Annotated in this window: 22 protein-coding genes; 6 read left to right on the top strand and 16 right to left on the bottom strand. The window is 63.3% G+C overall.

Annotated elements, in window-relative coordinates; translation table 11 throughout:
- Nucleotides 1-2 precede the first annotated feature (2 nt).
- From cofD to QM600_RS06160, 3 genes are read left to right on the top strand one after another with little or no spacing between them, the layout of a single operon-like run.
- On the top strand, nt 3-995 hold the full coding sequence (cofD, locus tag QM600_RS06170) for a 2-phospho-L-lactate transferase (RefSeq protein WP_283260583.1): 993 nt from the start codon (nt 3-5) through the stop codon (nt 993-995).
- Nucleotides 992-2,341, top strand: a complete 1,350-nt coding sequence (locus QM600_RS06165) for a coenzyme F420-0:L-glutamate ligase (RefSeq protein ID WP_283260582.1) — start codon at nt 992-994, stop codon at nt 2,339-2,341. Before cofD ends, QM600_RS06165 begins: the two co-directional genes overlap by 4 nt.
- Complete coding sequence (locus tag QM600_RS06160; protein ID WP_283260581.1) at nt 2,338-2,898, top strand: NUDIX hydrolase; 561 nt, start codon at nt 2,338-2,340, stop codon at nt 2,896-2,898. The genes QM600_RS06165 and QM600_RS06160 overlap by 4 nt, the downstream gene beginning before the upstream one ends.
- Nucleotides 2,899-2,905: 7 nt before the next feature.
- Here QM600_RS06160 and QM600_RS06155 read toward each other — a convergent pair whose 3' ends face one another.
- Genes QM600_RS06155 through rfbD form a run of 4 tightly spaced genes read right to left on the bottom strand, consistent with a single transcriptional unit; the run spans nt 2,906 to nt 6,601 of the window.
- The gene (locus tag QM600_RS06155) at nt 2,906-3,679 is read right to left on the bottom strand and encodes an SGNH/GDSL hydrolase family protein (protein WP_283260580.1); all 774 of its coding nucleotides are present in this window, start codon (nt 3,677-3,679) and stop codon (nt 2,906-2,908) included.
- A gap of 30 nt (nt 3,680-3,709) precedes the next feature.
- Nucleotides 3,710-4,789 (bottom strand): mannose-1-phosphate guanylyltransferase, encoded by a 1,080-nt coding sequence (manB, locus tag QM600_RS06150; protein ID WP_283260579.1) that lies wholly within the window; start codon nt 4,787-4,789, stop codon nt 3,710-3,712.
- A complete protein-coding gene (locus tag QM600_RS06145; RefSeq protein WP_283260578.1) occupies nt 4,786-5,703 on the bottom strand; it encodes a glycosyltransferase family 2 protein in 918 nt (305 codons plus the stop codon). The genes manB and QM600_RS06145 overlap by 4 nt, the downstream gene beginning before the upstream one ends.
- A 10-nt stretch (nt 5,704-5,713) precedes the next feature.
- Nucleotides 5,714-6,601, bottom strand: a complete 888-nt coding sequence (gene rfbD / locus QM600_RS06140) for a dTDP-4-dehydrorhamnose reductase (protein ID WP_283260577.1) — start codon at nt 6,599-6,601, stop codon at nt 5,714-5,716.
- Between the two features lie 66 nt (nt 6,602-6,667).
- On the opposite strand from rfbD, the gene QM600_RS06135 reads away from it, so the two are divergent.
- Together QM600_RS06135 and QM600_RS06130 are read left to right on the top strand one after the other, a co-directional pair.
- Entirely contained in the window at nt 6,668-8,203 is a 1,536-nt protein-coding gene (locus QM600_RS06135) for an LCP family protein (protein ID WP_502942893.1), read from the top strand.
- Between the two features lie 20 nt (nt 8,204-8,223).
- Entirely contained in the window at nt 8,224-8,937 is a 714-nt protein-coding gene (locus QM600_RS06130) for a TIGR03089 family protein (protein ID WP_283260576.1), read from the top strand.
- Between the two features lie 15 nt (nt 8,938-8,952).
- Here the strand turns inward: QM600_RS06130 and QM600_RS06125 are convergent, their stop codons facing one another.
- The 8 genes from QM600_RS06125 to QM600_RS06090 form a co-directional block, all read right to left on the bottom strand.
- Entirely contained in the window at nt 8,953-11,211 is a 2,259-nt protein-coding gene (locus QM600_RS06125; RefSeq protein WP_283260575.1) for an ABC transporter permease, read from the bottom strand.
- Nucleotides 11,208-11,399, bottom strand: a complete 192-nt coding sequence (locus QM600_RS06120) for a hypothetical protein (protein WP_283260574.1) — start codon at nt 11,397-11,399, stop codon at nt 11,208-11,210. The genes QM600_RS06125 and QM600_RS06120 overlap by 4 nt, the downstream gene beginning before the upstream one ends.
- Entirely contained in the window at nt 11,396-12,199 is an 804-nt protein-coding gene (locus tag QM600_RS06115; protein WP_283260573.1) for an ABC transporter ATP-binding protein, read from the bottom strand. Before QM600_RS06115 ends, QM600_RS06120 begins: the two co-directional genes overlap by 4 nt.
- A gap of 69 nt (nt 12,200-12,268) precedes the next feature.
- Nucleotides 12,269-12,976 (bottom strand): response regulator, encoded by a 708-nt coding sequence (locus tag QM600_RS06110; RefSeq protein WP_283260572.1) that lies wholly within the window; start codon nt 12,974-12,976, stop codon nt 12,269-12,271.
- A gap of 21 nt (nt 12,977-12,997) precedes the next feature.
- A complete protein-coding gene (locus tag QM600_RS06105; protein WP_283260571.1) occupies nt 12,998-14,179 on the bottom strand; it encodes a sensor histidine kinase in 1,182 nt (393 codons plus the stop codon).
- 18 nt (nt 14,180-14,197) lie between these two features.
- Entirely contained in the window at nt 14,198-14,575 is a 378-nt protein-coding gene (locus tag QM600_RS06100; protein ID WP_283260570.1) for a hypothetical protein, read from the bottom strand.
- A gap of 9 nt (nt 14,576-14,584) precedes the next feature.
- Nucleotides 14,585-15,103, bottom strand: a complete 519-nt coding sequence (gene purE / locus QM600_RS06095) for a 5-(carboxyamino)imidazole ribonucleotide mutase (protein ID WP_243619409.1) — start codon at nt 15,101-15,103, stop codon at nt 14,585-14,587.
- On the bottom strand, nt 15,087-16,352 hold the full coding sequence (locus tag QM600_RS06090; RefSeq protein WP_283260569.1) for a 5-(carboxyamino)imidazole ribonucleotide synthase: 1,266 nt from the start codon (nt 16,350-16,352) through the stop codon (nt 15,087-15,089). Before QM600_RS06090 ends, purE begins: the two co-directional genes overlap by 17 nt.
- 121 nt (nt 16,353-16,473) lie before the next feature.
- On the opposite strand from QM600_RS06090, the gene QM600_RS06085 reads away from it, so the two are divergent.
- Nucleotides 16,474-17,022 carry a GtrA family protein gene (locus QM600_RS06085; protein WP_283260568.1) on the top strand — a complete coding sequence of 183 codons (549 nt, stop codon included), beginning with the start codon at nt 16,474-16,476 and terminating at the stop codon, nt 17,020-17,022.
- Between the two features lie 6 nt (nt 17,023-17,028).
- On the opposite strand, the gene QM600_RS06080 is transcribed toward QM600_RS06085, so the two are convergent.
- From QM600_RS06080 to QM600_RS06065, 4 genes are read right to left on the bottom strand one after another with little or no spacing between them, the layout of a single operon-like run.
- The gene (locus QM600_RS06080) at nt 17,029-18,348 is read right to left on the bottom strand and encodes a sensor histidine kinase (protein WP_283260567.1); all 1,320 of its coding nucleotides are present in this window, start codon (nt 18,346-18,348) and stop codon (nt 17,029-17,031) included.
- 14 nt (nt 18,349-18,362) lie between these two features.
- Nucleotides 18,363-19,043 (bottom strand): response regulator transcription factor, encoded by a 681-nt coding sequence (locus QM600_RS06075; protein ID WP_094272073.1) that lies wholly within the window; start codon nt 19,041-19,043, stop codon nt 18,363-18,365.
- Nucleotides 19,044-19,080: 37 nt separating this feature from the next.
- Nucleotides 19,081-19,650 (bottom strand): PH domain-containing protein, encoded by a 570-nt coding sequence (locus QM600_RS06070; protein WP_283260566.1) that lies wholly within the window; start codon nt 19,648-19,650, stop codon nt 19,081-19,083.
- Between the two features lie 35 nt (nt 19,651-19,685).
- Nucleotides 19,686-20,261, bottom strand: coding sequence for an HdeD family acid-resistance protein (locus tag QM600_RS06065; RefSeq protein ID WP_283260565.1), 576 nt, complete (start codon nt 20,259-20,261; stop codon nt 19,686-19,688).
- Nucleotides 20,262-20,275 lie beyond the last annotated feature (14 nt).

Here is a 20,275-nt window from a genome sequence, read left to right as displayed (position 1 = left end):
AAGTGAACGTGACTGTGTTGGTTGGCGGCGTCGGTGGAGCTCGTTTCCTCCAAGGAGTGCAACATGCGCTCAGCATCTCTGGTGGCGAAACGCTCGAGAAATATGAAGGCCCGCATCGGATCACGGCGGTTGTCAACGTCGGGGACGACGTCTGGATGCACGGGCTGCGCATCTGCCCCGACCTCGATACCTGCATGTACACCCTCGGCGGCGGCATCGACACCGAGCGCGGGTGGGGCCACGCCGGCGAGAGTTGGAACGCAAAAGAAGAGCTCGCAGCCTACGGCGCCAAGCCGGATTGGTTCGGCCTCGGCGATCGAGATATCGCTACTCATTTGATTCGAAGCCAGATGCTGCGAACCGGGTATCCACTTTCGGCAATCACGGAGGCATTGTGCAATCGCTGGAATCCGGGAGTCGATTTAATTCCCGTCAGCGACGACCGCAGTGAGACGCACGTCGTCATCACCGACCCCGAAGACGGTGAGCAGAAAGCAATTCACTTCCAGGAATGGTGGGTACGCCACCGTGCCCAGGTCCCCACACACAGCTTCGCGCACGTCGGCGCCGAGCAGGCCAAGCCGGCTCCCGGAGTGATCGAGGCGATCGAGAACGCCGACATAGTCTTGATCGCTCCCTCCAACCCCGTGGTCAGTGTCGGCGCGATTCTCGCCGTCCCCGGCATCCGCGGCGCACTACGTACGACGTCGGCAAAGGTGATCGGACTCTCCCCCGTGATTGCCGGAAAACCGTTGCGCGGCATGGCGGACGAATGCCTCGAGGTCATCGGCGTCGAAACCACGTCCGAATCGATCGGTCGCCATTACGGCGCACGGTCGATCAACGGCATTCTCGACGGCTGGCTGATCGACGAAGGTGACGCTGCCACTGTCGACGGAGTGGACGTGCGCAGCATCCCCCTGATCATGACGTCGCCCGCAGCGACCGCGGACATGGTCCGGACCGCCTTCGACATCGCCGGGGTATCGCTGTGACGGCCCCAGATGATCACTCCCCCGGCGCAGCCATCGAAGTGATTCCGGTACCGGGACTTCCGGAATTCCGGCCGGGAGACGACTTGGCTGCCGCGCTCATCGCAGCTACACCCTGGCTCGAAAACGGTGACGTACTTGTCGTGACGAGCAAGGTGTTCTCGAAGGTCGAAGGTCGCATCGTCGCCTCTCCGACCGACCCCGAGGAGCGCGACGCCGCCCGACGCATTCTCGTCGACCAGGAAGCCGTACGCGTCGTCGCACGCAAGGGCCGAACCCTCATCACCGAGAACAAGCTCGGGATCGTCCAAGCCGCGTCAGGCATCGACGGCTCCAATGTCGACGGCGCGGAATTGGCGCTACTGCCAGTGGATCCGGATGCCAGTGCCGCATCGCTGCGTGCGCGGATACTCACGAGCACCGGCAAGTCCGTGGCTGTCGTGGTCACCGACACGATGGGCCGCGCGTGGCGCAACGGGCAGACCGATGCGGCCATCGGCTCCGCCGGAATTCCCGTTCTGCACGGGTACCTCGGCGCTCAGGACAGTCAGGGCAACGACCTTGTCGTCACCGAGATCGCCGTGGCCGACGAAATCGCGGCAGCCGGCGATCTGGTCAAGGGCAAGCTCGGTGGTGTGCCCGTGGCGGTAGTACGCGGCTTGCGCTTCGAGGACGACGGTTCCACCGGCCAAGACCTCATCCGCCGCGGGCCGGAGGATCTGTTCTGGCTCGGCACCGCGGAAGCCACCGCAATGGGCCGCGGCCAGGCGCTGCTTCTCCGTCGTTCCGTTCGTCAGTTCACCGAGGAACCCGTCGACGCCGAACTCATTCGCGCGTCCATCGCCGAGGCACTCACGGCTCCGGCACCGCACCACACCCGCCCGGTTCGTTTTGTGTGGTTGCGCACCAAGGAAATTCGCGCGCAACTACTCGACGCGTTGCGCGAACTCTGGACTGCGGATCTGCGCGCCGACGGACGGAGCGAGGAATCGATCCGGGCCCGCGTAGCGCGCGGCAACATCCTTTTCGACGCCCCCGAAGTGGTCATCCCGTTCTGTGTCCCCGATGGTGCGCACAGTTATCCCGACGACCGTCGTACCGCTGCCGAGTCCACGATGTTCACGGTTGCTGCGGGAGCGGCAGTGCAGGGATTGCTGGTTGCACTCGCGACTCGCGAGGTCGGGAGTTGCTGGATCGGGTCGACGATTTTCGCGGCCGATGCGGTACGAGAACTGTTGGGGCTTCCCGCTGATTGGCAGCCACTCGGCGCTGTTGCCATCGGCCATCCGCTCGAACCGCTCACTGTGCGTGAGGCCTCCGCACCTGGCGACGCCTTGGTAGAGCTGTGAGCGCCGAGTCCCTGCACACCTCCGCCAAAAGTGTTCTGGAGGGCTGGATTACGCCCTCCGATCACGATGAGTCCTTACGGCACACCATGTTGGCGTTTCTCGATTCGGCACCCGACGGTTGCCTCCGTCGTCATGCGCCCGGACACATCACCGCGTCGTCGTTGGTTCTCGACGAGAGTGGTCGACACGTCTTGCTGACTCTGCATCCACGGGTGGGTCGGTGGATCCAACTCGGCGGGCATTGTGAACCGGAAGACGACAGCGTGGTCGACTCGGCTCTGCGCGAGGCCCGCGAGGAATCGGGTATCCACGATCTCCGCATCGATCCCGCACTACTCTCGGCACACACCCATCCGATCACCTGCTCACTGGGCGTTCCGACGCGGCACCTCGACCTGAGGTTTCTTGTTGTGGCACCGGAAAATTCGCCGATCGTGCGCAGTGAGGAGTCGACGGACCTAAGGTGGTGGCCCGTCGACGCACTCCCGGAGTCAGCGGAACGCGAGACCATCGACCATTTGATCGCGTTGGCCCGCACTCGCCTGAGTCAGGACTGAAAACCTGTCAGGATTGTAAGGCCTGAGCAAGTTCCGGCCACTTGGCGCTGACGCCGTCGCCGGAGGAGGTTCCCTTGACGCGTCGAGCTACCCACGGCACCAAGAACTCTCGGGTCCATGCACGGTCTTCGGCCCGGGTCTCCGCTTTGGACAGCACCGGTGCGGGACCGAGATCCGGCGGGGTGAGATCGTGGTCGACACCGATCGCGTCCAATACACGGGTAGCCATGTTCTGATGCCCGGCCGGCGACATGTGTAGCCGATCGAAGTCCCACATCCGCAAGTCCTGGTATTCGTCGAACCGCCAGAAGTCGACGATGGTCGCGCCGTGACGGTCGGCAACTTCACGAACCAATTCGTTGTAGATCGCCATGCGGCCACGAAGTTTGCCGAAGAACGCCGACCATCCGGTGTCGTACGCGGTGAACATCAGGACGCGCGCACCAGATTCCGTGAGCTGCGCTATCGCAGTGTCGTAATGATCGACCAACGCGTCGAGATCCAACTTCGGACGCATCATGTCGTTTCCGCCGGCGTAGATGGACACCAGATCCGGCTTCAGGGCCAGTGCCGGCGCAAGCTGCTCTTCGATGATCGGACCGAGCAAACGGCCACGGACAGCAAGATTGGCGTAGCGGAAATCGGGATTGCGGCTCGCCAACTGCTCGGCGACGCGGTCAGCCCAACCTCGTAAGCCGTTGGGAAAGCGCTCGTCTGCATCGCCGACGCCCTCGGTGAACGAATCACCGAGAGCGACGTACCGGCTCGGAAATGAAGTCATCCCATCAGTATCCCAGCCGCAACGGCGCGGTCACACGTCTGTGCTGAAACGCACGCCGCCGTCCGGCAGTGTCACGCCCGGCCACACGCGGGCACCGCGGAGCAGCTCACAACGAGCACCGACGTCGGCACCGTCACCGATCACGGCGTCACGTATCAGCGCGCGGGGTCCGATCCTGGCTCCGAAACCGATGATGGACCGTTCCACTGTTGCGCCTGCCTCAACCACTGCGCCGTCGAACAGAATGGCGCCGTCGAGGCGCGCACCGGCTCCTACTTCTGCGCCGCGACCGACAACCGTGCCGCCGATCAGTACCGCACCGGGAGCAATGCCGGCGCCCGGATGTACCAGGGCCTCACCGCGCGGGCCGTCGAGAGCTGGCGAAGGCGCGATACCGCGCACCAGGTCTGCGGAACCACGAACGAAGTCTTCCGGGGTACCCATGTCACGCCAGTACGACGAGTCGACGTGGCCGAAGACACGCTTGCCCTCGGACAACAGTGCGGGGAAAACCTCACGCTCGACGGAGACCGGGCGTCCCGCGGGGATCTGCTCGATGATCTCGCGCTTGAAGACGTAGCAACCGGCATTGATCTGATCGGTGGGCGGATCCTGCGTCTTCTCCAGGAACGCGGATACCCGACCGTCGTCGTCGGTGGGAACGCAACCGAATGCACGGGGATCGCCGACACGGACGAGGTGCAGAGTCACATCTGCATCCGTCTTGGCGTGGGTGTCGAGAATCCCGTTCAGGTCGGTGCCGCCGAGCACGTCGCCGTTGAACACCATGATGTTGTCGCCGCGCAGTTTCGGGAGGACGTTGCGAATGCCGCCACCCGTTCCGAGCGGTTCCGTTTCGAAGACGTAGTCGATCTCGAGCCCCATCTTGGAACCGTCACCGAAGTAGTCCTCGAACACCTCCGCTTTGAACGAGGTGCCGAGCACGACATGCTTGATTCCGGCGGCTTCGATCCGCGCAAGCAGGTGCGTCAGAAATGGTAAGCCTGCGGTCGGCAGCATCGGCTTGGGCGCCGACAAGGTCAACGGGCGCAGACGAGTGCCCTTGCCTCCTACCAGGATTACGGCGTCGGTCGGATTCGGTTCGGTCATCGTTGTCCCCCATGATTCGAAACTGAAGTGTTGTCGGTCGAGTTTTCGGTGCGACCGCGCGCACGTACTGCGGATGCCACTGCGATCTTGGATCGCACGGCCAGTCCGCCGCGCAGGGCGAGACGCAGCGGCGCCTGCCACCAGTGTGGATGGCGGTCGGCTTGGAAACGGTACGCACTGCGATGGTGCGCCGGCAACATCAACTCCGGATGGCGGCCTGCCGCATGCCCTTTCGCGTGAGTCACCTCAGCCGAGGGCATAAAAACGTTGAGCCACCCCGCTTTTCCGAGACGATCGCCGAAATCGACGTCTTCCATGTACATGAAGTAGCGGGAGTCGAATCCGGAGATGGCGTCGAATGCGTCCCGTCGAACCAACAGGCACGAGCCGGACAGCCAGCCGACGGCCCGCTCGGTCAGAGCCTCATTTTCCTGGCGGTATCGAGTGGTCCAGGGATTCTTCGGCCACACGGTTCCCAGAATTGCGTGCCCCGCGCCGGAGGCGATGTCGGGAACCGCTCGCGCTGACGGATAGACACTGCCGTCGAGTTCGAGGACCTTGGGCCCGAGTGCACCGGCCCTTGGCCACCGATCTGCCGCAGCGACCAATTTGTCGAGTGAACCAGGTGCCCATTGGACGTCCGGATTGGAAATGACGATGAATTCGATCGCAGGATCGACCTCCGCGACGGCCCGATTTATGGCACCGCCGTAACCGATATTTCCACCCGTACGGAGCAGTCGGGCATGCTCGTACTTCGCCTCAGCAGCCTCGGGGGCTCCATCGGTCGACCCATTGTCGGCCATGATGACCTGGGGTTTTTCTGTCGTCGCCACAGCGAGTGTGCTCAAAAAGTTCTCGAGATGCTCGCCTGGCGAGTAGGTCACCGTTACCACGGCCAGCTTGGGACTCACGCCGGTCAGCCTAGCCGCCCGCAGCGCTCCGCCCGAACTGTGCGCGCCCCAGAGCGTCGTGAAGCGCCTCACGCCACGGACGCAGCGGGCTCAGTCCGGCCGCCGCCCACGCGTGGCCGGACAAGACCGAATACGCCGGGCGCGGGGCGGGGCGGACAAACTGCGCGCTGCTGCACGGGCGGACCCGGTTGGGGTCGGCTCCGATCTCCTCGAACACCGCGCGAGCCAGGTCGAACCAACTGGCCTGCCCGGCGTTGGTGGCGTGCAGCGTCGCACTGCCGGTGAAGGGTCGGGCGGCGAGTTCGAGCAGTCCGGCCGCAAGATCGAGGCTGTAGGTGGGTGAACCGACCTGGTCGTCAACGACGTCGACGAACTCACGCTCGGCTTCGAGCCTGCGCATGGTGCCGACAAAATCGCCGCCCTCGCCGGAGTACACCCAGGCGGTTCGAACAATCGCAGAATCGGCCCCGGACTCCCGCACCGCCTCCTCACCGGCCAACTTGGTGCGGCCGTACACAGTCGACGGACCGGTGGGTGCGTCGGTTTCGTAAGGGATGTGTACGTCGCCGGGGAAGACGTAGTCGGTGGATACGTGGATGAGCCGAGCACCGACGCGAGCACAGGCGCCGGCAAGGTTGCCCGGTCCGACCGCGTTGACTCGGGTAGCTGCCGCCTCGTCGGACTCCGCGGCATCCACCCCCGTGTAGGCGGCGCAGTTGATCACCACGCTGTTCGGCGTCACGTTGTTCGAGCTCATTATCCGCTCGACGGCGCTGAGGTCGGCGATATCCCACTGCGACGAATCGAACGCCGCAATGTCGAGACCCGCCGAACGAGCCAGCGTGTCGATGCGTGTTCCGAGTTGTCCACGGGCGCCGGTGAGCAGGATATTCGTCACACCGTTCAGTTTGGCACGCCGCGTCGAGGTACCCGCGACACGCGGGTAGACCAGTAACCTGGGTGGGTGTCACACCAGCAACCGCCACGCCGCGCACGTCCACGACCTGCGCCTGCTCGGCAGAAGACGAGCCCGGGACGGATTGCTGTCGCCGTTGTGTCGGTGCTGGTGCTACTGGTTACCGGATTCGCTTGGCGCGGAGTGGACTCCCTCCGCAACAGTCTCGCCACCGCGAGCGGCCTCGGTTTGGGCGGCGGCAAGGACGGTGCCATCGACATCCTGATGGTGGGAACCGACAGCCGAACTGATGCACATGGAAATCCGCTCTCACAGAAGGAGTTGGACTCGTTGCGCGCCGGCGAGGAGGTCGCGTCCAACACCGACACGATCATCTTGATCCGCGTACCCAACGACGGCAGCTCCGCCACCGCGATCTCCATCCCGCGCGACGCCTACGTCAACGTCCCGGGCATCGGGATGTCCAAGATCAACGGCGCCTTCGGTGCAACAAAGGAGACCGAGCGACTGCGTCTGGTCAACAACGGTGCCAGCGATTCGGAAGCCGATCGCAAATCCACCGAAGCCGGCCGCACCGCGCTGATCAAGTCCGTCTCGAACCTGACGGGCATCACTGTCGACCACTACGCCGAGATCGGTCTGCTCGGATTTGTCCTCCTGACCGATGCCGTCGGCGGCGTCGATGTCTGCCTCAACGCGGCGGTCGACGAACCGATGTCGGGCGCCAACTTTCCGGCCGGTGAACAAACTCTCGACGGATCCGATGCCCTCAGCTTCGTGCGGCAACGTCACGATCTCCCCCGCGGCGACCTCGACCGCATCGTCCGTCAGCAGGTCTTCATGGCCTCCCTCGTCAGCAAGGTCCTCAGCGCGAAAACACTGAGCGATCCCGGCAAACTCGGTTCGTTGACCAACGCCGTCGAACGCTCGGTTGTCATCGACGACGACTGGGACATCATCGAATTCGCCAAGCAACTGCAGAATCTCGCGGGCGGCAAAGTTCAGTTCGAGACAATCCCTGTGCTCGACATCAACGGGATGACCGACTACGGCGAGTCCATCGTCAAGGTCGATCCGAAGGATGTGAAGAAGTACATCGCGAGCCTGGTCGGGGCGGACGCCCCGACCGAGGAAACCACGACGTCGTCGGCACCGACTGTCGATGCGTCCAAGTTCACCGTCGACGTCGCCAATGCGAGTGACATCGCCGGACTTGCGAGCGGTGTCTCCGAGGCACTGAGCGCCCTCGGGTACAAGGAGGGCAAGGTCGGCAACAACACCGGCGCAAGTGTCTCCGAATCCACGGTTTTCGCGAAGTCCGCAGACGACGACGCAGCACTCGCTGTCGCCGACGCCCTCGGCGGTCTGACGGTGAAAGCGGATTCGTCGTTGTCTTCGAACACAGTTCGCGTCGTTCTCGCCGCGGACTACTCCGGCCCGCAATCCGCCGACTCCGTGTCGCCGAGCGATTCCAACTCCTCCACAACGTCGAACTCTGCCAGCACGACCGAGACCAGTCCGACGCCCGCTCCCCCCGGCCCTCCGATCGACGCGGCATCCAGCGGGCCGCGGTGTGTCAACTAACCACTGCGTAAACTGACCTGATGCCTTCACCTGTCGACAACCTGACCGACGCGCTCCTCGGACCGATCCTGGCTGCCGACCCAGCAGGCCCGCGGATCACGTACTACGACGACGCGAGCGGCGAGCGCATCGAACTCTCGGCGAGCACCTTGATGAACTGGGCGGCCAAGACCGCGAACATGGTGGTCGACGAGTTCTCTCTCGACCCGGGCGCGAAGGTCGCCGTGCTGCTGCCCGCACACTGGCAGAGTGTTGCCGTGCTGCTCGGTGTGTGGTGGGCTGGGTGCGAGGTAGTCCTCTCCCCCGATTCTGATACCGAACTCGCTTTTGTCACCGAGGACCGTCTCGTCGACGTCACTGATGTGCCCGAGGTTGCGGCTCTCTCGCTCGACGCTTTCGGAAAAGGCTTGAGTGACCTGCCGATCGGAGTTGCGGACTACGCGACCTCCATTCGTGTGCATGGCGATCAGTTCCGCAGTGCCGGAGCCGGATCCGCACTGGAAGGTCGATCGGTCGCGGAAACCATACGTGCTGCAACGGTAACGTCGACTGCTCGCGAGCTCACCTCCGTGGACCGAGTGCTGTCGAGTCAGTCGTGGGGTTCAGCGCAAGAACTCATCGACGGACTACTCGCCGTCTTCGCGGCCGGTGCTTCGCTCGTGCAGGTGGCCCACCCGGACGCGGAAGCTACCGCGCGCCGAGTGGGCACCGAAAAGATCACGAAGCAGTTCTGATTCAACGAGGGTCGATCAACCGGCGAGCGCACTGACCGGCGAGACCATCCCGGCGCGGCGAGCGGGCAGGAGTGACGCGATCACTCCGCAGATCCCACCGATCAACGTAATTGCCACCAATTGCGCCCAGGGAACCGCACCCAGGGCGATGTCGTCGATCCCGAACACCGATGCCGTCCCCGCGACGCCGAACACCAGACCGAACACAACTCCGATCACCGACGCGACTCCCGCCACGAGTAGAGCTTCCCAGATAAGCATTGCCCGAATTCCCCTCTTGGTCATGCCGAGTGCTCGCAGCAACCCGGATTCGCGTCGTCGTTCGAGGACCGAGAGCGCCATCGTGTTTCCGACACCGATGAGCGCTATCAGGACCGCGACCGACAGCAGTCCCGCAACCACCATGAGCATCGTGTCGAGGATCGAATCGAGGGTCGAACGCATCTCGGTCATGCCTTGAACATTGCTACCCGGCGCTTCCTGGCGAGCCAGTTCGGTGATTCGGTCGGTAGTTACCAGAGCTTGGTCGTCGGTCTCGGTATCGAGCCTGACCCAGTAGGCATCAGTGGTTGGCAGTGTCGCGGCCACAGTGAGGTCCCCCCGGTCCAGCAGTGCCGGTTGACCTTTCACACCCTCGACGACACTGAGGTTGATGCTCCCACGGTCCCCGCGCACCGTCACGGTGTCGCCGGTGCCAAGTCCGAAGTCGGTCAACGCCGCCGGCGAGAGGACTAATTGCCCTGCACCCGGTACCGAAATATCGGTACGCAGAACATCTTTCACCTGCGCCGCATCAACTCCGTAACCTGGTAAATCACCATGTCCGTCAAGAATCAGTTCGGCATTTTCCAGCCCGGCCACCGCGCTCACACCGTCGACCAGGCCGATGCCGGTACCGAGCGCGGCAGGCAGGGGCGCAGAATCCGAACCGCTCACCATCACGTCGACCGGAAACTGACTGTCCATGGCTCCGGGCGCAGCAGCTTTGACGGTGGCGATCCCGACAACCAGGGTGCTCGTCAGTGCGACACCGATCAGCAATGCCACTGCGGTGGCGGATGTTCGACGCGGATTGCGGCCGGCGTTACCTGCGGCAAGGCCACCGACCGGACCGATTGCACGCGCCAGCAGTCCGCCGGCCTTGTTGACCAGTGCGGGAACGATCCGCCCCGCCAACGCTGCGATCCCCAGGAACGAGAGCAGACCGCCGATCGTTGCCGGCAGCACCTGCTGCCCACTGACGCCCAGAACCGTCATCGCAATACCGGCCAGCAGAAGCACAACTCCCAACACACGGCGCACGAGGGAATCTTGAACACGTTCCGGCTGCGACTCCATGGGCGCAAGGGCCGCCATCGGCGAAAGCCTGGTGGCGGCGCGTCCCGGAGCCGACGCTGCGACCATGGTCATCACAATGCCCACCGCGAGCCCGGCCAAAACAGTCACGTGCGTGACGCTCAGCGTCGAGAGCGGCACGGGCACATCGGCAACGGTGGCGGCCCAGCCAACCAACCATGCGAGACCAACCCCGAGTCCCACACCGATCACCGAGGCGACCACTCCGACAACTGCGGCTTCTGCGCGGATGCTTCGGTGAACCTGCGGAGCGGTTGCACCGACGCACCGCAGCAATGCAAGTTCCTGAGTGCGAGCAGCAAGCAGAACTGCAAAAGTATTGGCGATGACCAGTGCCGCAACGACCACCGCGATGGCACCGAACGCCAGAAGGATCGTGCTCAGTATCTTGGTGCCGCCCAGGAACTGCGCAGCCGCGGCGTCGGTAGCTTCCGCACCGGTGATCACCGTCGCATCGGCAGGCAGCGCTGCCTCGACGCGGTCGGCGAGTTGCCGCGGGGAACTGGAACCGTCACCGGCAATACGGAATTCACGCGTCGCGGACTTTCCAGCCCACGAGCTCACCTGCTCGGGTGTTGCAAATACCTTCATTCCACCGAGCCGCTGCGCCGATCCCGCCAAGTCCACCAGCCCGACAACCCGTGCGGTCGGCGCCGTCGCCTCGTCCGAGTTACCCGCTGTCACTGTGACATCGGCACCCACCGGGATCCCCACGTCAACACTCACCAGCACCTGTCCCGGCCCGATGGGCAAAACACCCTCAGCGAGTTTCTGCCACCGCAGGTCCGCACTGGCAGCAATCGACAGCGCCTCACCGTACGAGGCACCCTTGACTTCGGAATCCACGCGGACCGATCCCGACACGTCCTCGGCCACCGCGCGAACCCCCGAAACCGATTCCAGGGCATCGGCACTCACTCCCGGCCGGAAGCAACAACGTCCGTCGTTTCATACTGAGAGGCAAGGGATTTACTGATACTGGCATCGACCGTGGAACTCAACGTCAGCGTCGCGACGATGTACCCGACCGCGATCACCACTGCCAGGATCGATGCTACGTAGCGGCCCGCGTGCGCCTTCGCCTGCGCAATTGCCAACCCTCTCATCGCAGCACGCTCGCGGTTTCCGGCGCGCCTGCCAGGTCGTCGGCACCGAGAGCACGCATCGCACCGATCACGGAATCGACAGTGGGACGAAGGATTTCGCCGGCAATACGACCGTCGGCGATCAATACCACCCGATCGGCATACGACGCAGCCAAGGGATCGTGAGTCACCATCACCACCGTCTGCCCGCTCTCACGCACTGCGGTACGCAACAATCCGAGAACCTCTGTCCCCGAGCGCGAATCAAGATTTCCGGTCGGCTCGTCCGCGAAGATCACGTCCGGCGCCGGCAGTAGTGCTCGCGCCACCGCCACGCGTTGCTGCTGGCCGCCCGAGAGTTCGTGAGGCAAGTGATCGAGGCGATGGGTCAGCCCGAGCCGGGTGACCACCTCGTCCATCCACTTCTGCGAGGGCTCGCTCCCGGCCAACCGCATGGGCAAGAGCATGTTTTCCCGCGCCGAGATCACCGGCAAGAGATTGAAGGCCTGAAATACGAAACCTATACGCTCACGACGCAATTCGGTCAGTTCGGTATCCCCTAGCTTTGTCACCTCGGTATCACCGAGGAACACACTGCCACCTGAAACGGTATCGAGACCGGCAAGACAATGCATGAGCGTCGACTTCCCGGACCCGGACGGACCCATGATCGCCGTGAACATTCCCCGCCCGAAATCGACGTCGATGCCGCCGAGTGCGTGCACAGCTGTTTCGCCGGTGCCGTAAATCTTGGTGACACCACGCGCCGTGATCGCCGGTGGCACTGCTTTTCCAGGCGTATTGACCCTGTGCTGATTCATGGTGTCGACGGTATGGGAGCGCGCACGCTGTTCGCGTCGGAGCGCGGGGCCATCTTCAGCGGGAGGGTGTCATCCCAGGGGAGGACAGTCTGCAGTACCCAAGAGGTCTGCGCGACGAACCAAACCGACTTGGAAGGCGAAGACGACTGCCTGCACACGGTCTCGAGATTTGGTTTTCGAAAGAACTCGTCCCACATGGGTTTTCACGGTCGTTTCGGAAACGTGAAATTTGGCGGCGATCTCCGAGTTGGACAGTCCGTACGCCATGGCTTCGAGGACTTCCACTTCCCGCGGCGTCAACTCTTCCGGCAACTGCACTGCGGGCGCCGAGCCTTCGAGTAGTGGCCCGACGTGTTGGAGCAACCGTCGAGTGGCCCGGGCCTCGATCACCGCATCACCGCGGTGCACTGTGCGAATAGCGTCGAGCAACTGTTCCGGTGGTACGTCCTTGAGGAGGAATCCGCTGGCACCGGCTCGGATTGCCGACATCACGTACTCGTCGTTGTCGAAAGTGGTGAGCACCACCACTTTCGGAGCGTTCGGGTTGGCCAGCAACCGCCGCGTTGCTTCGATTCCATCCATGCGCGGCATCTGTACGTCCATGAGCACCACATCGACGCGGCGGGTAGCCAGTTCCGTGAGAGCGTGCTGCCCATCGGACGCCTCGAGCACCACGTGGAGATCCGGTTGGGAATCGATCACCATTCGGAAGCCGGCGCGGACCAGTTGCTGATCGTCGACCAGTGCCACTGCGATCGGATTCGCCTGTTCGTCCATGCCGTTCACCCTAAGTGCCACCTAGCCGGTCCGGTACGGCAGGACGCCGCGCACGCTGTATCCACCGCCGGGCCGAGGGCCCGCCATGACAGTGCCGCCGTGCAGGCGTGCGCGCTCCGCCATCCCGATCAGGCCTTGCCCACCGGGTGAAGATTCGACCAAGGCAGCACTGCCGCCGCGTCCGTCGTCGGTGATTCCGAGTACGAGTTCGGTTTCGGTCCAGGTCATCTCGACGGCGGCGTGGGCGCCCGGCCCTGCATGCTTGAGAACATTGGTCAGCGATTCCTGCATGATGCGATACGCGGTCAATCCGGCACCTGCCGACAGTTCGCGCGGATCACCGGTGACAGTTACGTCGACGTCGAGGCCACTGCGCTTCAATTCACCGAGCAGGGTAGCGATATCGCCGACGCCCGGAATCACCGCAAAGTCTCGTGGACTGTCTTCGCGGAGCACGGACAAGAGTGCCCGCATGTCGGTCAGGGCCTGCCGACCCGTAGCCGCGATGGTTTCGAGTGCCCGGACCGCGGCCTGTGGATCTTGTGCTGCGCTGTAGCGTCCACCGTCGGCCTGGGCGATGACGACGGTCAACGAGTGGGCGACGATGTCGTGCATCTCGCGGGCGATTCGCGAACGCTCACTGATGGTGGCGATTTCGGCTTCCTGGGCTCGCTCGAGTTCGAGAAGTTGCGCGCGTTCCGTGAGGCCCTCCAATTGCTTGGTACGGACGCGCCGTAAGTCTCCGAACGCCCACACGGCAAGAACGAAGACCATCACCGCCACGCACTGAAACAGCAACGCCGAGAGCGCGATGTCTTCGTAGTTGAAATAGCGGATCGCCGCCGCGATCGCCCCGAGTAGCCCCAAACCCAACCCGGTGAGGCTGCTCCATCGCGCGCCGTACGCGGCCAGCGCATACAGCGAGATCGGCACCGCGATCGCGCTGCCGAGCAGCGTGTTCCCGATAAAGATCACGTGTAGGACCGCAAAAGCCGCAACTGTCATGCCGGAAAGTTCGGGCTTGGATCGCCGCCACGCGAGCGGGACTGTCATGCCCAGGGTGATCGGCACAGCGAGCGGGCCGGTTTCTACCGCCACTACCAGACTGAAGAGTGTCACCAGGACCGCGATACAGATATCGATACCGCGTGAATGATCCGCGCTCCAACGGACGAAGCGTTCACTAGTCGGAAAGCGAGCCATGCCGCCAACAGTAGCGACTCAGCTCGTGTAGCCGCCGTCTGCGAGTCCCGCCTCGATCTCGAAGCGATTCTTCCGGCCGGGGTGCCGGATCTCTTCGACGAGGTATTTCGCCCCGAATACGATTCCGTACCTTGCCCATTGGTCCGCGTGAATCGCTTCGTGCCGGAGCACTGCGCGGGCGATATTGCGACGCGTGAGGTACACCCCACCGAGAGTTGTTCCGCCGCGGGCAAATCCGCGGCGCATTCCGGTGGCGACAAATATGCCGAATTCCGGGTCGAATGTGACGTCGGCACCCAGGAGTCGCGCATAGAGCAGTGCCAGGCGTGTAACAAAGGCGGCCTGCGCGCTGCCCCGACTAGCTCGGATCAGCGGCAGGCCGCGATGTTCAGGCACGAAAAATCTCTAGCCCAGCAGCTTGTCGCGCAGCGCCTTGTCCTTCTCCAGAACCATCGCTTCGAGGCTTTCCTGGAAAACCACCATGGCAGCCTGCAGAGCCGGATCCGAAGCTCCGAGAATGCGTGCCGCCAGCAGGCCGGCATTGCGAGCGCCGCCGATGGATACCGTCGCCACCGGCACACCGGCCGGCATCTGGACTATGGACAGCAGGGAGTCCATACCGTCGAGGTACTTCAGCGGAACCGGTACACCGATGACGGGCAACGGTGTTGCGGAGGCAACCATTCCGGGAAGGTGCGCCGCCCCGCCGGCTCCGGCGATGATGACCTTGATGCCGCGGCCCGCTGCATCCTTGGCGTAGTCGAGCATCCGCTGAGGCGTGCGGTGCGCGGAGACAACACCGACCTCGAAGCGGATTCCGAACTCGGCGAGCGCTTCGGCTGCGGCCTCCATGACCGGCCAATCCGAGTCACTGCCCATGATCAGGCCGACCTGTGCGCCCATACTTTCACTCACCGTGTACATCCCATCCATCGGTCCAAACTGCGTACGAAAGCCAATGCGCTGCCCGTTCAGCCCGTTCCCGAACTGCGGCAACATAATTCGGATCGTCGATCGAACCGGCGCCGCCGACGATGTTGACGTGCCCGATCTTGCGATCCTTGCGCTCACCCTTGCCATAGAGGTGAATCTTGGCATCCGGCATCCGTGCGAAGAGGTGATGGACGCGCTCGTCCATCGTCATCTCGGGAGCTTCGGGGGCACCCAACACATTTGCCATCACCGTGACCGGCGCGATGGGCGTGGTATCGCCGAGTGGGTAGTCGAGTACCGCGCGCAGGTGCTGCTCGAACTGCGAGGTACGGGCACCGTCCATGGTCCAGTGGCCGGAGTTGTGCGGACGCATCGCCAGTTCGTTGACAATCAGGCGGCCGTCGGTGGTCTCGAACAGTTCCATCGCCATCGCGCCGACAACACCGAGTTCCGACGCGATCCGCAGCGCCAACTGTTCGGCTTCTGCAGCCACGGCGTCGGAAAGATCGGGAGCCGGTGCGATCACCACGGCGCACTGGCCGTTTCGCTGCACGGTCTCCACGACGGGCCACGACGCACCCTGCCCGAACGGTGACCGCGCCACCATTGCCGACAGCTCACGGCGCATCGAGACCATTTCCTCGACGATCAGCGGCACACCCTTGTCCAACTGCTCCGTGACGATCGCCTCGGCTTCCTCGGAGTCGTCGGTGATCCACACTCCGCGGCCGTCGTAGCCGCCGCGTGTTGCCTTGATGACTACCGGCCAGCCGTGCTCGGCCCCGAAACGTACGACGTCCTCGGCCCACGTCACCTCGGCGTACGCGGGAATCGGTGCACCCAACTCGGCCAGCTTGCGACGCATCAGCAATTTGTCCTGAGCGAAGATGAGCGCGTGCGGCGGCGGCTGCACGTTGACGCCCTCGGCGACCAGCACCTCGAGGTGCTCGGTCGGAACCTGCTCGTGATCGAACGTGAGCGCGTTGGATCCGACGGCTGCTGCTCGCAGTGCGTCGAGATCGTCGTGGCTACCCAGGACGACATCAGGGCTGACCTGCGCCGCCGGCTCTCCGGCCGTGCCCGAGAGCACACGAAGCGTCTGGCCGAGAGCGACCGCTGCCTGGTGCGTCATTCGGGCCAGCTGTCCGCCACCGATCATGGTGACGACAGGCATCGAAGAGTTTGCCGGTCGCGCGCTGGTTGGGCGGGCGGGAGTCTGATCTGCGTTGTTGCCGGTCACGGCTCTCAATATTGTCATGTGCCGCAGCGGGGCGTTCAATCAGCAGCCTCTATCTGTGATTCTGCTGATATTCCACGCAAAATTGGTGGCGACGCGGTTTCGTTTCGTAAACTCGTTTGTTGTGCCATTTGTCGACGGGGTAATCGCCCGCATACCCCAGCCGTTCCGAGATATCGCTCTGCGTCACAGCGAGCTGATCAAGTTCGCGATTGTCGGCGGCACGACCTTTCTGATCGACTCTGGCATCTTCTACACGCTCAAGTTGTCGATCCTCGAATCCAAGCCGATCACGGCCAAGATCATCGCCGGCGTGATTGCAGTGATCGCGTCGTACATCCTCAATCGGGAGTGGTCATTCAAGAATCGCGGCGGCCGTGAACCCGCACATGAGGCGGCGTTGTTCTTCATCATCAGCGCTATCGGCGTAGTGATCAGCTTCATTCCGCTGTACTTCTCACGCTACGTATTCGATCTCCGAATTCCGGAGGTCAGTTTTGCGATGGAGAACGTCGCCGACTTCATCAGCGCCTACATCATCGGCACTCTCCTGCAGATGGTGTTCCGCTTCTGGTCGTTCCGCAAGTTCGTGTTCCCCGAAGAGAACAGTCCCGTCAACATCGACGGCACCACTCGGACCGCCGAAGAAGAAGAGGAACTCGGGCACTCCTGATCGCGCTCAGCGCGGTTCCCGGAGCACGCTCACGTAAGCCGGTCGTTCCTGTCCCCGCCCTGTCGCCACCGGCAAGAACACCGCGAACAGAGCCGGCTTGCGCCGTTGCAGTTCGAGTCTCCCGCCGTCCATTTCGATCAGTGCCCGGGCAAGCGCCAATCCGACGCCGGTCGAGCCGGCTCCGGAGAATCCACGATCGAAAATGTGCGGGGCAAGATTGTTGTCGACGCCTTCGCCCTCGTCGGTCACCTCGACACACACCATCGGTTCCCGTTGACCCGCTCCCTCGATCAACCGCACCGAGACCGCGGCGTTGCCGCCGCCATGCGCATACGCGTTGTCGACCAAGACCGAGACGGCTTCCCGCAAACGAGAACCCGTGGTCGACGCGAGCACACCCCGGTCACCGCTGAGAAGGAGTTTCCGGCCGTCGTCCTCGAACTGTGGCCGCCAATCGCGCGTCACGCTCTCGAGTTCGCCGACCACGGACACACTCTTGGCCGCAGAACTGCTGCTTCGCGAAGACCGGACCAACTCGTCGATTCCGTCCGTCAACCGGTCGACCTGAGCCATGGCTTCTTCGGCCTCGTTGACCACGTCGGGGTCCTCGTGCACCGACAACTCGTCCAGACGTAACCGCACTGCGGTGAGTCGGCTGCGCAACTGGTGCGAGACGTCGGCAACCAACGTGCGCTCCCGTTGCAACCGACCCGCAATTTCGACGGTCGCAGCATCGAGAACATCGGAGACCCGATCGAGTTCCGGGATGGCGTGGCGCCGGGGATCGGGCCGGAAGTCGCCTTCTGCCAGTCGCGCCGCCCGGTCTGCGACGTCTTGCAGCGGATCGGCGAGTCGGCGCGCGGTCACAACGGCGACAACAGCGCCGGTCGTCATCGCAAGGAGGACAAGAATCCCGACCGCAGCAACAGCCTGCTTCTGCTGACTACGCAGTTTCTCCGAGGGAACCTCGAGACGAAGTGAACCCGACGATCCCATTGCCAGCGATTCGACGAGCGGATTCTTCACCGTCGTTTCACCGATATCAACACGGGTCGCCCCGTCCGACACCGTCGGATACACGATCACGAGACGGCCGTCGTTCGGGGTGAGAACCCGCAGTGCGCCCGTGTCGAGGGCTCCGTCGACCACTCCACTCGCACCCTCTTGAGCGATCACCTCGGTCGCCATCCGGTCCAAGCGGACACGCAAGTCGCTCCGGCTCACATCCTCGACCCACAACCACGCGGTGTAGATCAGCGGAGCGCCGAGAAGTAGAGCCGTGAGGATCACGACACCGAGAATCGATTGAAGAATGCGACGACGCATCGACAGGGTGCGTTCTAGTCGGTGTTGATGCGGAAACCGACTCCGCGCACCGTGGCGATTCGACGTTCGACAGCCGGTCCCTCGTCGCCGATCTTCCGGCGCAGCCAGGACATGTGCATGTCCAAAGTTTTTGATCCACGAAGTTCGACGTCGCCCCAGACCTCGCGCAGGATCGTATCTCGCGAGACAACTTCACCGGCATGCTCTAGGAGCACCCGCAGGAGTTCGTATTCCTTGTTGGCCAATGCGATCTCGGATCCGTTGACCAGAACGCGACGAGCTGCCGGTTCGAGGCGGATGCCACCGACCTCGACGATGCTGTCTTCACGGCTGCCATGCCGACGGAGCAGTGCTCGAACGCGGGCCATGAGTTCTGCAAGGCGAAACGGCTTTCCGACGTAGTCGTCGGCGCCCGCATCGAGACCGACGACAAAATCGACCTCGTCGGTTCGAGCGGTCAACATCAGTACCGCCAACCCCGTTCGATGTGCACGAATCTGGCGGCACACCTCGAGACCGTCCATTCCGGGCAGGCCGAGATCGAGAATCAACAGATCGAAATCACCCTCGAGCGCTTGTTGAAGTGCAGCGGGCCCGGTCTGTTCGACGGTTACCGTGTACCCCTCGCGCCCCAATGCTCGAGCAAGCGGTGCAGCGATGGCCTCGTCGTCTTCGGCTAGCAATACGGCAGTCACAGGAACAGAGTACGTACTGCGGCCCTTTACACGTTGATTACCAGCCGTTTTCGTCGTCCGCGTCGTGATCGGCCGGGTAGTGATCGTCGGGGCGATTGCGTTCCCGAGGTTGCAAGGTGGAGTCGAAAACCTGGTGATAGAGCATCGCGTGAACCTGCTCGACGTCCGGGATGTCATCGAATTCGAGCGGATCGTCACTGGCCGACGCGATCACGAGAGTGCCGGTCTTGAGCATTCGATCGATCAGGCCGTGCCGAAATTGGACGTTGCTGATCCGGCCCATCGGAATATCGATACCGGTGTGCGTCAGCACGCCGTGCCGAATGAGGACTCGTCGATCAGTGACTATGAAATGCGTGAATTTCCAGACCGTGAACGGTGCCACCGAACGCCAGAGAACAACTCCCAGCCAGATGGCACCGATCGAGATCGACAGAACGGTTCGCGTCGTACCGTCCGCCCGATCCTGCGTCAGCCCGAGCAGAAACCCGGCCACGGCCGTCGCCAGGACAAACGTGAGTGCCGGAAGCACCAACATCTTCCAGTGCGGATGCCGATGCAGGATCAGTTCCTCGTCTTGTGCGAGAGCATCTTCCGGATATCCCATGAGTGGCAGTCTGCCACCTCAGCCGGACAGTGCTGTCAGGGCTTGCTGAGCTTGCGCAGCGCCAACGGTGTGATGACGATGATGATGCCGTAGAGCACCATCCAGATGCCGACGACGATTCGGAACACCTCGAGCGAAAGTTCCGGCTGCAGCAGCACGACGGCTCCGGCGACGATGCTGATGACGCCCAGCACGATCGACAGTCCGCGATCCACCGTTCCGCCCTTGGCCGCGTCGACGATGTCGAGTACACCGCGGAACACCCACCACGCGCCGATCACGAGGGCGATCAGCACCACCGTCTGGAGCGGGCTGCGCAGAACGAGGAAGCCGAGGAGCACCGCGAGTGCACCGGAAATCGCAACGAGAGTCCGAGTCGCACCGGTTGCGGTGACGTCGGCGAAGGAACGGATGATCTGGACGATGCCGAAGCCGAAGAGCTGGATCGCGATCACTACGGCTACAACGAACAGCGTCGCGTTCGGCCAAGCGAGAACCGCGATACCCAGTCCCAGAGTGAGGACGCCGAGTAGCACCGTTACACCGGTGAGGAGCCGACGGGCACTTTCCGCCATCTCGGATTCGGTCGGAAGCACGATAGGTGTGGTCATGACCGAAAAATATC

The sequence above is a fragment of the Rhodococcus sp. IEGM 1379 genome, from assembly GCF_030056815.1.
Classification (GTDB): domain Bacteria; phylum Actinomycetota; class Actinomycetes; order Mycobacteriales; family Mycobacteriaceae; genus Rhodococcus_F.
This window is presented reverse-complemented; position numbering and strand designations above follow the sequence as displayed.